The sequence below is a fragment of the uncultured Campylobacter sp. genome (genome assembly GCF_938040115.1).
GTDB lineage: Bacteria > Campylobacterota > Campylobacteria > Campylobacterales > Campylobacteraceae > Campylobacter_A.
The window spans coordinates 1-13,758 of record NZ_CALHXD010000260.1 but is presented as its reverse complement, the minus strand read 5'-3'; the positions used below and the strand labels follow the sequence as shown (position 1 = coordinate 13,758).

The 13,758-nt window shown below is 44.8% G+C and carries 12 protein-coding genes; 7 read left to right on the top strand and 5 right to left on the bottom strand.

Going from position 1 to position 13,758, the window contains the following annotated elements; translation table 11 throughout:
* Positions 1-441 precede the first annotated feature (441 nt).
* Entirely contained in the window at positions 442-939 is a 498-nt protein-coding gene (locus Q0314_RS08725) for a phosphatidylglycerophosphatase A (RefSeq protein ID WP_298058306.1), read from the top strand.
* A 172-nt stretch (positions 940-1,111) separates the two neighbouring features.
* Here the strand turns inward: Q0314_RS08725 and Q0314_RS08720 are convergent, their stop codons facing one another.
* The 3 genes from Q0314_RS08720 to Q0314_RS08710 form a co-directional block, all read right to left on the bottom strand.
* On the bottom strand, positions 1,112-1,543 hold the full coding sequence (locus tag Q0314_RS08720; protein ID WP_298058304.1) for a fatty-acid--CoA ligase: 432 nt from the start codon (positions 1,541-1,543) through the stop codon (positions 1,112-1,114).
* Positions 1,543-4,620: a cytochrome c biogenesis protein CcsA gene (ccsA, locus tag Q0314_RS08715; RefSeq protein WP_298058303.1), complete on the bottom strand. Its 3,078-nt coding sequence runs from the start codon at positions 4,618-4,620 to the stop codon at positions 1,543-1,545. Before ccsA ends, Q0314_RS08720 begins: the two co-directional genes overlap by 1 nt.
* A gap of 85 nt (positions 4,621-4,705) precedes the next feature.
* Positions 4,706-5,269, bottom strand: a complete 564-nt coding sequence (locus Q0314_RS08710; protein ID WP_298058301.1) for an alpha/beta hydrolase — start codon at positions 5,267-5,269, stop codon at positions 4,706-4,708.
* A 300-nt stretch (positions 5,270-5,569) separates the two neighbouring features.
* Here Q0314_RS08710 and phsA point away from each other — a divergent pair, with 300 nt between their 5' ends.
* The 5 genes from phsA to Q0314_RS08685 all read left to right on the top strand — a co-directional run bounded on the left by phsA (position 5,570) and on the right by Q0314_RS08685 (position 11,303).
* On the top strand, positions 5,570-7,858 hold the full coding sequence (phsA, locus tag Q0314_RS08705; RefSeq protein WP_298058299.1) for a thiosulfate reductase PhsA: 2,289 nt from the start codon (positions 5,570-5,572) through the stop codon (positions 7,856-7,858).
* 10 nt (positions 7,859-7,868) lie between these two features.
* Positions 7,869-8,438: a 4Fe-4S dicluster domain-containing protein gene (locus Q0314_RS08700; RefSeq protein WP_298058298.1), complete on the top strand. Its 570-nt coding sequence runs from the start codon at positions 7,869-7,871 to the stop codon at positions 8,436-8,438.
* Positions 8,431-9,402 (top strand): NrfD/PsrC family molybdoenzyme membrane anchor subunit, encoded by a 972-nt coding sequence (nrfD, locus tag Q0314_RS08695; RefSeq protein WP_298058296.1) that lies wholly within the window; start codon positions 8,431-8,433, stop codon positions 9,400-9,402. Before Q0314_RS08700 ends, nrfD begins: the two co-directional genes overlap by 8 nt.
* 124 nt (positions 9,403-9,526) lie before the next feature.
* Entirely contained in the window at positions 9,527-10,195 is a 669-nt protein-coding gene (locus Q0314_RS08690) for a response regulator transcription factor (protein WP_298058295.1), read from the top strand.
* Positions 10,179-11,303: a HAMP domain-containing sensor histidine kinase gene (locus Q0314_RS08685; RefSeq protein WP_298058293.1), complete on the top strand. Its 1,125-nt coding sequence runs from the start codon at positions 10,179-10,181 to the stop codon at positions 11,301-11,303. The genes Q0314_RS08690 and Q0314_RS08685 overlap by 17 nt, the downstream gene beginning before the upstream one ends.
* On the opposite strand, the gene Q0314_RS08680 is transcribed toward Q0314_RS08685, so the two are convergent.
* Together Q0314_RS08680 and Q0314_RS08675 are read right to left on the bottom strand one after the other, a co-directional pair.
* Complete coding sequence (locus Q0314_RS08680) at positions 11,300-12,151, bottom strand: cache domain-containing protein (RefSeq protein ID WP_298058291.1); 852 nt, start codon at positions 12,149-12,151, stop codon at positions 11,300-11,302. The genes Q0314_RS08685 and Q0314_RS08680 overlap by 4 nt on opposite strands.
* Positions 12,144-12,515 carry an HIT family protein gene (locus Q0314_RS08675; RefSeq protein WP_298058289.1) on the bottom strand — a complete coding sequence of 124 codons (372 nt, stop codon included), beginning with the start codon at positions 12,513-12,515 and terminating at the stop codon, positions 12,144-12,146. The genes Q0314_RS08680 and Q0314_RS08675 overlap by 8 nt, the downstream gene beginning before the upstream one ends.
* Before the next feature lie 130 nt (positions 12,516-12,645).
* Here Q0314_RS08675 and Q0314_RS08670 point away from each other — a divergent pair, with 130 nt between their 5' ends.
* Positions 12,646-13,482 carry a tetratricopeptide repeat protein gene (locus tag Q0314_RS08670; RefSeq protein ID WP_298058287.1) on the top strand — a complete coding sequence of 279 codons (837 nt, stop codon included), beginning with the start codon at positions 12,646-12,648 and terminating at the stop codon, positions 13,480-13,482.
* The last annotated feature ends 276 nt before the right edge of the window (positions 13,483-13,758 follow it).

Genomic DNA, 13,758 nt, shown 5'->3' with positions numbered 1-13,758 from the left:
GCTTTATGTTGGCATTGCGAGCGCTTGTGCCTTATCTTGGCTTTTACGTTCAAATTTGCAAATTTTACTCGCCTAGACCCGCACCGCAAAAACTCTAAAATTTGATACTTGGTATTTATGGCGCATGGCGGCGATCGCAGTTTGTTTGGCGTAAGTCTTCGCGCTGCGACTGGCGTCAAATTTGACTTTTTAAGGTGCGGGTTTGGACGGATGGTATGGTTGCCATCAAAATTTGAGAGCTAAAAATACAAAGTAAAATTTGCGGTTGTAAAAATCTAATAAATTTAACGCTTTTTGCCTTCAAATTTGAAAATATCCGAAATCCGCAAAAATTTGGCGTCCGAATTTTGAAATTTGCGCGTTAAATTTGCTAAAATCGCACTAAAAATCGGCGAGTAAAAATGCACCGATTATGATTTAAATTTGATTTCAAGGGAAATTATGCAAAGATTATTTTTAACTTTTTTTGGCGCTGGGCTGAGCCCTAAGGCCCCCGGTACGGTGGGCTCTATTGCGGGTGCGGTAGCGGCGTATGGATTTTTGATGTTTTTGCCCGCTTCCACGCTATTTTTGGTTTCGATTTGCCTTTTTTTGTATAGCATCAAGATTATCGACGATTATGAAGCAAAAACCGGCGTGCACGATCACGGCAGCATCGTGATAGACGAGGTTGCAGGCGTTTGGCTGGCGATTTCTATCAGCGGCGCTACGGCGGTGCAGTTTGCGCTCTCGGTCCTGTTTTTTAGAGCGTTTGATATCTGGAAACCTTCCGTGATCGGCCGCATCGACAAAAACGTAAAAGGCGGGCTGGGCGTGATGGGCGACGATATGGTCGCGGGGCTTTTTGCGGGGCTTCTTAGCGCGATTTGCTACGAGGCTGTGACGAAAATCGGACTTGACTATGAGTGGATTAAATTTGAGCTGCCGTTTGTGAAGTAAGTTTATTTGGCGATTTTTAGGCGGTTATTAAAATCAAATCCCGTTAAAATTTACCGCCTAAGTACTCTATATTAGTTTGTGTGTTTTTAGGGGGGGGCTATTTACGGGAGTCTTTGGTTATCTAAAATCAGAACTCAATAGTAAATTTAAAACAAAATAAATTAGCTAGAGTTTATTTTTTTGTTTGCGACATACCTTTTTGCTCGTAGGCATCGATCTCTCTTGCGTATTCAGGATTTTTCTTTTTTAGTTCGTTAGTCATAAAAGCTATTAGTTTGGCGTCGGCATTTTTATGTGAAGCTATAGCTAGAATAAAATTTAAATACTCTTTTGCATCCTCGGGCGCTATGCCGTCTTTTTTAGGCGGTAACCTAAAATTTGAATAAAATGTCCTCAAAATAGAAAATAACTTATTTTTGCTAGTGCTTGGATCGTTTGCTACGGCGAGTAAATCATCTAGTGTGATGCCTCGATTGGCGGCTTCTTTTGCCGCATTGTTGGCCGCGATTTTGTCGCTACCTAGCTTAACCGCCATAAAAATAAGGGAAGCGACGAGCATCAAAAGAATCGTCGCTAAAATTATTACTATCGTAGTTTGATTCATTATAGTTTCACCGTTTTATCTGGTTTTCTAAAATACGCCACAACAGCTATCAAGACCATCAAAAGCGCGCCCACCCACACAAAAGTCGGCACCGGTATCGGCTCGCCTGCAGCGTATGAGTGCATGCCGCTTAGGTAGAAATTTACGCCAAAATAGGTCATTATGATCGACCAATAAGCAAACATCGAAGTCACGGCAAATGCGTACTGGCTGTTTAGTTTAGGGATAAATCTGATGTGTAAAACCGCTGCATAAACTAAAATAGAAACAAGCGCCCACGTCTCCTTGCTATCCCAGCCCCAGTAGCGACCCCAGCTCTCGTTAGCCCACACGCCGCCTAGGAAATTTCCCATCGTAAGCAGGCTAAGGCCCAGTATCATCGCCATCTCGTTTATGCGCGTGGCTTCTAGGATATTTCGCGAAATTTCCTTATGCTCTTTACCGCCTTGCATAGCAAAAAGTACGAGCGTAAACATACCCAGCAGCGAGCAAAGTCCCAAAAATCCGTAACTAGCCGTGATGACTGAAACGTGGATCGTTAGCCAGTAGCTCTGAAGCACAGGCACTAGAGTGGTGATCTGCGGATCCATCCAACTAAGGTGCGCGACAAATAGCGTAATGCCCGCTAAAATCGAGGTTAGAGCCATAGCTATCGGACTTTGGCGTGAGAACACTAGACCTGATAAGCTAAGCGCCCAAGCGATGTAGATCATCGATTCGTAGGCATTGCTCCACGGTGCGTGCTCGGCGATATACCAGCGTATGCCGATACCGAAAGTATGCAGCAAAAACGCCAAGATATTTACGCCGTAAACGATACCAAATAGCCATTTGATGTTTAGTTTAGGCCTTGCCATCTTAGCAAACACGAAGCATAAAAGCCCAAACCCAGCCAAAAGATATATCGGCGTTAGCGACTCGAAAATTTTATACTCGTTAAAAAACAGCTCCATCTCGATGCGTTTTTCGCCCGGGATGACCGCTTTACCGTGTTCTTGCTGATAGGTTTTGATCTCGGCTAGAGCTTGATTCGCTCGGCGCCAGTTGTTGTTTTCTGTAGCTTCGGCAACGCTAGTAAAGTAGCTTCTTAACATCCTGCCAATCGGTTCGCTCTCGTTTTTAGGAAGATACATCATGGCTGAGGCTATACCGTACCATTTGTTGTTCGGGTCGTCCATCTTTGGAAACATAGTAAAGACTTCGCCTATAAATACCATATAAAGGATATTTAGGCGCTCATCGACTTTTTGCAAGTCTTTATCAAACGTGCCTCGCTCGCCTGGAGTTTTGCGGTTTGCGGCTTCGGCAAATTTGTTTAGTTTGTAGATGATTTTACCGTCTTTATCGCTCGCAAAAAAGTCGTTATAGCTCGCGTATTTAGCCTTTTCGTCTATGCCGATTAGTTTTTTTAGCTCTTTATTTCCGACATAGATTATCGGCACGTCGCGCCAGTACGGGGCGTTTACCATCATCGAAAGTATGGCTTGGTTTGCATTTAGGCCGTCTAGCGTATCGCTGCGGTGGATCTTGTTTAAAATTTCTCTTGCTACGGTGTCAAAAGGCTTCATTCTGCCGTCGGCGCTTTGGATGATGAGCGTAGATAGCTCTTTGGCGTGGTTTGCATCGATATTTCTAGCGTTATCGGCCGCGTAGATTTTGCTCGGAGCAAATACCGCAAAGCAGGCTAATAGCACAAAGCTCGCGACTTTTTTAACGGCGTCTTCGTTTATCATTTTAGCTAGTTTTCTAAAGCGCGAGCGAGGATTTACGATGTTGAAAAATAGCCCAAGTCCTAGCAAAAAGTAGCCGATGTAGGTCGGAATCTTGCCTGGGTCGCGGTTTACCGATAGTACGGTGCCAAGCTCGTCTTGGTCGTAGCTGCTTTGGAAAAATCTATATCCGTCGTGATCTAGTACGTGGTTCATGTAAATTTTATACGGGTAGTTTCCGCTCCTAGAGTCCTCGACGATGACGTCGCTAGAATAGCTCATCGGCGAATTTGAACCCGGATAGCGCTTAAGCTCGAAGTCTTCAAGCTTTAACGAAAATGGAAGCTCGACCATCTTTGAGCCCCAGTAAACGTTAAAAAGTACGCCGTCGATCCTGGCTTTAGCTGGTATGTAGCTGTTTTCGTAGAGCATAAGCTGCTGCGTCTGGCCGTCAAACGTCAAATTTGCAACCAACGCGTCATACTCGCCGTTTTTACTCACGACTCGTTTGGCAGCTTTTGTTAGCAATGATTTTGGTACGAAATTTACATCCGTGACCGTATAGAGCTGCATCGGTAAAAACTCGGTCGCTTTGTCTTTTTCGTACTCGCCTTTTTCATTCGTCGCCATCGTAAAGTAGCCGATATTTTGGTTTGAAGTTAGATAAAATTTGCCATCTTTTAGCTCGATTTTGACGAAATTTTCAAGTAGCGGCTGCGCGTCGAATGCAAAGCTAACGCCGCCCACCTCGCGAGTTTCGCCGGCTTGCAGGCTTATTTCTTCTTTTGAGTCCGGGCTTGAGACCGCAAGCCTAACGAGCGGCTCGCCTTTGTCTGCTTCGTAGTACTCGGTTTCGGCCTTTTTGTAGTATCCGTCAAAGGTTAAATTTGCTTTTTTGCCTGCGATTTCAAGAGGTAAATTAAAGTCGTTTGAGCCGACGGAAGTGATTTGTTTTGGGATTGAGTTTGAGTAAATTTGACCGTCTTTTTCGGCTGCGATTTCTATTCTAGAAACGGTTCCGAATACCGCGTTTGAGGTTTCGTTTTCCCTGATGTGGATGTTGCCCTCAAAGCCAAGATATCGCGTCATCGCGGCTCCAAGCAGCATAAATAAAAAGCTAACGTGAAATATCAAAACGGGCAGTTTTTCTTTTCTTAAAAGGTTATATCTGAAAATATTGTAAGCTAAATTTATACCTAAAAGCACCTGCACCAAAGCAAACCAACTCGCTCCGTAAACCGCTGCCCACGCGCTTTTTGTGTCGTAGTAGCTTTCTATTATCGTCGCCGCGCCGCTACCGATAGCAAATATAATAAGTAGCACGACGGCCGACGTCATACTGAAAAATAGGGATTTTAACTCGCTCAAAACAGATCCTTGAACATAAATTTAGTAAATCAAAATGCACATTATAGTAATTTTTTTTAAATAATCTTACTTTTTAGTTATTATTTTATGATAATTTTTCGTCTTTAAATTTAAATAAATTTAATATAAACTCAAATTCGTTAAAGCCGTCCGCGCTCATAAAGTGTCCGCCTTTTTCAAATATATCAGGTGCCACGTCTAAATTTCGCGCTACCTTTAGACTAAGCTCGCAAGGCACGATATAGTCGTCTTTTGCGGCTATTACTTTTATAAAATTCGTCGCTGATTTTATCTTTTCGTAGGCGATTTGCGGCTCGCAAAACTCATCTAAAATCGCAAATTCCTTAATCGGCCCGTCAAATGGTGAGATTAGGATTAGACCGCCAAATTTGGGCAAATTTGCAAAACCGCTAAGAAAATTTAAGCTAGTTATCGTGCCCAGGCTGTGAGCGATGATGAATGAATTTTCGCCTAAATTTACGTTTTGCTTCATCGTTTCTAGCCACTGGTTTAGCTTTGGCGTTTGCGGGTTTGGCATCTTTAAAATTTCCACCTCGGCAAGGCCGCGCATCTTTTCTTTAAACCAAGAAAACCAGTGGCTTTGCGGCGAGGCGTCGTAGCCGTGAATGATGTAAATTTGCTTTTTCATTAAATTTGCCTTTTTGAAAAAATACGCGAATTATATACAAATAAAATTAAAATAATTTTTGACGGAAATCGCAAGAATACTTTTTAAGTTATAAATTTAAGCAAACAGCAGCTCAAATATCATCATCCGTTAAAATTTGATATTTGTAAATTTGACAAATTTGAAATTAAATTTAAGCTTTTCCCCTAAAAAACGAAATAATCGTTATCAATTAAAATTTATATTGATACGAAAAATTTACGTATAATTTACGTTGATTATTTAAGATTTCGGTAAATTTATTTCAAAAAGGGAGAAAAAATGGATACTTCGAGGCGAAATTTCTTAAAAGCATCCACCGCCACGGGCTTGCTTGCTATGACTTACGCGCCCGGTACTTTAGGCGCCGTCGGCGCCAAAGCGCTAGAAGGCGGCGATAAGACCGTTTATAGTTTTTGCGAGATGTGCTCTTCTCGCTGTCCTATCGAGGCCAAGGTTGTAGACGGCAAAAACGTCTTCATCCAAGGCAACGGCAAGGTAAGCGGCACGGCGACTTCCGTGTGCGCAAGGGGCGGCAGCGGGCACAATCAACTCTACGATCCGCAGCGCATCGTAAAACCGCTCATCAGAGTAGGCGAGCGCGGCGAAAACAAGTGGCGAGAGGCGAGCTGGGACGAGGCGCTAGATCTAGTCGCTAAAAAAATGCTAGAAATCAAGGAAAAATACGGGCCGGAGAGCTTTGTGTTTACGGCAAAATCAAGCCAAACGCACAAGCTAATGACGACCTTTGCCAGCGCATACGGCTCGCCTAATTGCTTCTCGCACCTATCTTGTTGTCCCGTAACCTATCAGATGGTTTGTACGCATATGTACGGAGATGCGAAGCTAAAAAGAGACTTCGGCAACGCAAAATACGTCGTAAATTTCGGGCACAATCTTTTTGAGGGTATCGTCATCGCCGACGCTAAAAAGCTGGCTAAGATGGCCGCTAAAGAAGATACGAAGCTGCTAGTTTTAGATCCGCGCTTTAGCGTCGTAGCCTCAAAAGCCGACGAGTGGCTACCCGTAAAACCGGGCACCGATCTGGCATTTGTTTTAGCCCTCATCCACACGTGGATCAAAAACGGCACTTACGATAAAGAATTTATAGAGAAATTTACGATCGGATTTGATAAAGTCGTAGAGGCGACTAAAGACACCACTCCGCAGTGGCAAGAAAAGATCACTGGAATACCTGCAAAAACGGTTGAGCGTATCGCCGGAGAAATTTGGAAAGCGGCGCCTAAGGTCATCATCGACTTCGGCCACAACACGACTACCACTAGAGCTGAGTATATCCGCACTAGAGCTATAATGACCGCAAACGCGATGATGGGCAACTGGGAGAAAAAGGGCGGAATTTTCGGCGGCAAAAAGGCTAAGCTATATAATACTTTAGCAGGCGAAGAGCTAATCCCCGAGATCACGAACCCGGACGCCGCGATAAAAGTGCCTAAAACCCCTAGGATAGACGGCGCGGGCGAGGACGGGGTAAATAAATTCGTCGGCAGGAGTCACGGCGTTTTGATGCAAATTCCGCAAGCTATATTAAGCCAGAAGCCTTATCCGGTAAAAGGCTGGTTTAGCATAAGATTTAATCATCCTATAAACGTCGCGGGCACGGAAACTACGATAGAAAGTCTTAAAAAGCTTGATTTTATCGTTTGTTCGGATATTTATATGAGCGATTTTGCGATATGGGCGGACGTGATACTGCCTGAGAGCACCTATCTGGAGCGCGACGAAGGCATCGAGGATAAGTCGAGCCAAAAACCTGCGTATATGATAAGAAATAAGGTCGTAGATCCCGTCGGCGATACTAAAAACGGCTACGATATCTTTAGGGAGTTAGCCCGCAGGATGAAAATAGACGAGCTATATACTTCAAATACGATGGACGAGTGGAGAATCAAACAAGTAAAGGGAAACGCCGAGCTTTTAGCAAAGCTGGTTAAAGACGGCTACGTCACGTGGAAGGTGCCGGGGATTTTGTTTAGAGAAAAAGATAGCGTAAAAGAATTTACCAAAAAATTTCCTAGCGCGGCGCAGTTTGTCGGCGAAGATGGGCTGATGGAGTCGCAGGTCAAATTTAAAACCGATAGCGGCAAGATCGAGCTCTTTAGCGAAAAGGTCGAAAAGCAGTTTCCGGGATACGGCTGCTTAAACGCCGAGGGCATGGACGTATTTTTCGGCGAGGAGCTTTGCCTAATGAGCGGCAAAACGCCGATACACACCAACGGCCACACGCAAAACGTCGAATTTTTAAACGACCTGATTAGTAGCGCGCCCGTCTGGATACACCCTAATACCGCGAAAAAATACGGGCTAAAAGACGGCGATAAGATAACCCTTCAAAGCAAAACCGCAAAAGAAAAAGCAAGCGTGATGCTGACTGAAGGCATCAGGGAGGATACGCTTTTCGTCTATCACGGTTTTGGTCACGAAAGCGCGGGACTAAAGCGTACGAACGGCGTAGGAACGAATCAAAGCAAGCTGCTAGATCCTACCGTGATCGGCCCCGTCGCCTCTACGATGGTGCGAAACGTCGGCGTCAAGATAATAAAAGCGTAAAGGAAAAAAGATGAAAAAAGCGTATAGAATGATACATGACGAAAACCTCTGCATAGGCTGCCAAGCGTGCTCGGTGGCTTGCAGGAGCGAAAACGAAGTGCCTAGAGGCGTTTTTAGACTTCAAGTCCATTCGCAGATAAAGGGCAAATTTCCAAATTTAAAAACCGACTTTAGCAGACATAGTTGCGTGATGTGCGAGGACGCTCCGTGCGTGGCGGTTTGTCCTACGGGAGCTAGCTTTCAGACGGCTGAGGGTATCGTGCTGCTAGATCACTCTACTTGCGTATCTTGCAAATACTGCATCCTAGCCTGTCCTTACGACGCTCGCTACGTCGAGCCAAAAACCGGCGAGATAGGCAAATGTACGTTTTGCTTTGAAACTAGAGTGAGCATTGGCGAGCAGCCTGCGTGCGTGACCGTTTGTCCGACCGATGCTTTGGCATTTGGCGATATAAACGATCCAAACAGCGAAGTAAGTAAAATTTTAAATACCAAATCTCACTACTATCCTAAAGCCGAGCTTAAAACCAAACCCAAGCTTGCTATGATAGCTAACCGCAAAGGAGGAAGCCATGAATAATATGTGGGGAAGCGTAGCGCAATATAATGAAATTTACTGGCCGTGGCCGATAGCGGTTTATCTATTTTTGGCGGGTTTGTCCGCAGGCGCGATGATGGTTGCGTTGCTTGTTAAGTGGAACTACCACAAAAAACAAGACGGCAGCATCTGGGACGCGATGGTAAAGGCGGGCGCTCTAGTGGCTCCTATAACGATCACCGTGGGCCTTGCGCTTTTGGTGCTTGACCTTGGCAAACCGCTTAGTTTTTACTGGATTTTGATTAAGTATAACTTCGGTTCGGTTATGTCTATCGGCGTTGCGTTATTGCTGCTTTATACGCCGCTAGCTTATCTTTTTGCGGTGATTATTTTCGAAGAAGAGATAGAAAAGTATAAAATTCTAGCGATTTTACGTCCTATTTCTAGGCTGATTCGCTCTTTTGCGCCGCTTTCAAAGATAGTCGAGATGGCGCTTTTTTGCCTTGCGATCGGCGTAGGTATATATACGGGCTTTTTGCTTAGCGCGATTACGAAGCTTCCGCTTTGGAACACGCCGATTCTGCCGATCTTGTTCCTAACATCAGGCTTTAGCTCAGGCGTAGCGACAAACATCCTAGTCGGCCTTTTGTGCTTCAAACATCTTCTTAACGAAGACAACGTGAAGTATCTTTTGGTTATGGACTTGCGCGCCGTACTTTTCGAGATACCGCTTATAGCTATACTATTTTTGGGACTATATTTCGAGGGCGGAGCTAGCGCGGTCGCCGCAAAACAAGCTTTAAGCACCGGACAATACGCGTTAATATTCTGGATAGGTGTCGTGGGTATCGGACTTTTGACCCCTATCACCATAGCGCTAACGGCTCTTAAAAATCACGCTTATAGAGTGGGCTACATCATAGCAAACTCTCTTGTAGTTATCTGCGGCGTCGTGATGCTAAGATACTATATAGTTTATGCCGGTCAAGTTTTCACGGGCGCGTGAAATTTAGACTAAACTATACGCATTAGGCTCGGTAAACTCGCCGAGCCTTTTTAAATTCAGACGATCCAAAATCATTTTTAGCTATCATCTCCCTTAAAATATTGCGATAAAATTCGGAGAATTTATGAAAATTTTACTGCTTGAAGACGACTTCGTATATCGTGAGAGCGTTAGCGAATACCTAGAAAGCCTAGGCTACGAGGTCGATGAGGCGCCAGACGGCAAGATCGCCTGCGATAAGATAGCGGCGGGCTTTTATCACCTGCTAATCCTTGATATCAAGGTTCCGCATATCAGCGGACACGAGGTGATAAAATACGCCAAAGATATCGGCTGTGAAACGCCCATAATGATAATGACCTCGCTCGTGGATATAGACGATATGGCGGTCGGATACGAGCTGGGCTGTAACGAGTATCTAAAAAAGCCCTTTGAGCTAGCCGAGCTAAAATTTAGAGTAAACGAGCTAATGCGAAAATATCACGGCAGAGACGATAAAAACTTGATCGCGATCGATGAAAACTTTAGCCTCGATACGGCTAAAAAGCGGCTCAAATTTAAAGGCGAAGCGGTTGAGCTAAGTACGAGAGAATTTGCTATCATCGAGTGTTTGCTATTTCATAAAAACAGCTTCGTAGGCATCGAGCGGCTGCGCGCCGAGGTATGGAACGACAAGGAAATAGACCCCGCCGACGTGCGCATGCACATACTAAAAATCCGTCAAAAAACGACTCCGGAGTTTATAAAATCATCGCGCGGACTAGGCTATAAGATAGATGTTTCAAAATCTTAAAATCCCTATTTTAGCCACTTTTATCATCATGGCTTTGTTTATATTTCAAAGCTACGAGATTATAAATTTAAGCTCCAAAGACGAATACTCGAAAAATATGTTCGAGCTGCTAGAATACGAGGGCAAAATCCGCAAAGCGCTCGATAAAAACGAGACTTTGCCCATTTCGCTCACCTATAGATACGGCGTTTTTGATCTCAAAGAAAAGCAAGTCGTCTCAAATTTAGACGCGCGCCCGAGCGATTTAAAATTTATCACCAGGCAAGAAAACGGGCATCTTTTTTACAAGACCTATTTTCGCGCGGACGGCGAGTTTTATTATCTCGTGCTAGCCAAAAAGCAAAACGCGGCTAGGATTTTATTCGTCACGGCTCTAACTCTAGCGTTTGCGCTCGTGGTCGTATTTTTCGCGCTTTATTTGTCGTTTGTTAGCGGGATAAAGCCATATAAAGACGCTAAAAAATATATGAATAACTTTTTTAACGACGCGATGCACGAGCTAAAAACGCCGCTGGGGGTCATCGGAATAAACCTTGAAATGCTGGGCCTTGATAACAAATACGTCACCCGCATGCGCTCGGCTCTAAAGCAGATGCAAGTTACATACGAGGATACCGAGTACTACATCAAGCGCGGATATATTTTATTTCCGCCAGAGATTTTAAATTTGAGCGAATTTTGCCTCGAGCGAGCGCGGTATATGCGCGGTATCGCGATGGCGAAAAATATCAAAATTTACGACTTCATCGAGCCTGATTTGCAAATTTTTATGAGCAAGATAGAGGCGGGCAGACTGATCGATAACAACCTGAGCAACGCCGTAAAATATAGCCGCGAAGGAGGGATAATAAATTTGCGCCTTTTTGAAAAAAGCGGTAAAATCGTGCTCGTAGTCGAGGACGAGGGCGAAGGCATAAAAGACACGAGTAAAATTTGGAAACGCTACGTTAGAGACGATGGCGTGCAGGGCGGCTTTGGCCTTGGGCTAAATATCGTACAGAGCATCTGCGTGAAAAACGGCGTAGAGTATGGCGTAAAAAGCGAACTGGGCAAAGGCAGCGTCTTTACCTACAAATTTTCGCCGTACTCAAAAAGCCTGCTTGACTAATCAAACCAAACGCCGAGTTTTGCTAAATTTCGCTCTTTTGAGTCGGAGTTAAAATAAATCACGAAATATCCCACTCGCTCGCCCTTTGCGTCGTTCATAGGCTGGATGGTAAAGGCGTGCGAATCCGTCTGATAAAATCCTCCGCTTTTAAATTTGATGTCTTTTAGCATCGGCAGGACGTTTAAATTTGCGTAGCTCTTATTTACGAAATGAAAGCCTTCGATGATGCCCTCGTCGCTGCTGTTTTGATACGGCGAGTCGGCGCTAGCGTCGAGCAGCACGAAAAGGCCTAGCCCTTGCTGTGCGAAAAAGTCGCTCAAATGCTTAAAATCAAGCAGCACCTCGATACTGCCTAGCATCTTTTTATCCTCAAATATCGGCGCGACGGACCTAATAAAAACTCCTGCGCGACCTACCTCGATGCCTGCGGCTACGCCGTTTTTAGCCTCGGCTAGCAGGTGGCGAAAGCTCGTTAGATCGTCGTTATATAGCGGTATCCAGCTCCTAGCAAAGCTCCTCATCTCAGGTGTATGGATGTGAAATTTGGCATTTTCGTAAATCGGCACCTTGCTTAGCGTTTTGGTAAATTTGCCAAGCGTCTCTAAGCACATCTGACGATTATTTTGGCTCATACATTTTTTCACGTGCTCGTTTTGCGCTAGCAGCGTCGCAACGGTCATCGCGGAGAGTTTTTCCTCTTCTATGTTTTTATTTAAAATTTGCGTTTGAAAGTCGAGAAATTTTTTGATATTTTCCGTCTGCGTCTGCTCGTCCCAGCGCGCCTTATAAACCGCCAAAACGCTTGCTACTACGATGATCGCGAGCGTTAGAAGTATTTTTTTATTCACGTGTTTTGCCTAGCTCGCACGCTAAAATTTGAGAAAATTCGGCAAAATCAGGCAAATTTAGCTCGCCCTCGCGCTGCTTTTTGCCCCACATGGACTCCGGGAAAAAGCTATCGCTCTCAAACCTCGCCATCACGTGAAAATGCACGCGCGGCACGTAGTTTGCAAAGCTTGCGATGTTTATTTTTGTGGGATTATAAAATTTTCTCATTACTTTTTCGGTCGTTAAAACCGCTTCAAAAACCCTTTTTTGCGTGGCTTCGTCGCAGTCGGTTAGCTCCTTAAACGGCGTTTTTGTAAAAATTTTTACCCACGGGATTTCGCTCGTTTCTCGCTCGATGAAAATCAGCTCGTCTTCAAAGATCATTTTACGCTCCTTTTTGATAGCGATTTTAGCTAAATTTGAATTTTAATCTTTTTAAATTTATACTTCGGACATTTCGGTCTCGGTGCTTTACGGCGGTAAATTTATAAAATTTGAAAGGAAATTTGAGCTTATGAGACGTTTGATTTTGCTTGTGTTTTTTGCGGCGCTGTCTTTTGGCGGCGAGTTAGCCGATCTTAGCAAGGAGTGCAAGAAGGGAAACGACGAAATTTGTAAAAGGCTCTCGCTCGCGATTAAAAACTTAGAGCTTGCCTGCGATGAAGGCGGCGAGAAAAACGCGATGTATTGCGCGGGACTTGGGTATTTTTACGAGTTTGATAAGGTATTTACAAAAGCCGTGCGATACTACGACAAGGCTTGCGGGCTTGGTGCGGACAAAGCCTGCGTGTATCTGGGGCTACTTTACCAAAGCGGGCAGGGCGCGGCGCAAGATCACAGAAAGGCAAACGAGCTTTTTGCTAAAGCTTGCGAAAAAGGCGTAGGCGAGGGGTGCGCGAGCCTAGCGTATAGCTACGGCAAGGGGCTTGGCGTCTATCCTGACGGTAAAAAAACGAACGAGTTGTTTGCTAAAGCCTGCAAGCTAGGCGAGGAAACGGCGTGCTATAATCTCGCTCTAAGCTACGCGCTAGGTGGCGGCGTAGAAAAGGACGCGGCAAAGGCGGCGCAGATGTATGCGGCCTCTTGCGAGCGCGGGCACGTGGGCTCGTGCGCCGATCTTGGGGTTTGCTATTTTAAGGGCGAGGGCGTAGAAAAAGACTACGAAAGAGCCGTTGTGCTCTTTACTAACGCTTGCTCGGGTGCTAGCGTGCTAGCCTGTGTAAATTTGGGCTTTGCCTACGAAAAAGGCATGGGTGTAGAAAAGAATAAAAATGCCGCCAAAGAACTTTACGATCGGGGCTGCAAGCTCGGAGAATTTAGCGCGTGCCAGTATCTAAAAAATTTGCGTTGAGATGAGTGTGCAAATAAGCCTTGCTACTGTAAATTTAAAAATACAGCTATTGTGGCGGGTTAGAGCCATACGTGCTAGGATCTTGCTAAATGTTGCCTTGAGCGGACAGAAATGGGCGGAATAATCCGCCACAACTAACATTAAAAAGCAAAATTTAGCGCCAAAATTAAAATAGCGTGGGCGTTCAAATCCAAAATAAATTTGACGCCCGTGGCTAAATTTACCGCTTAAAGTCGTGGATTTGTATATTCGCGCCATATTTTTTGCAAAGCTCGC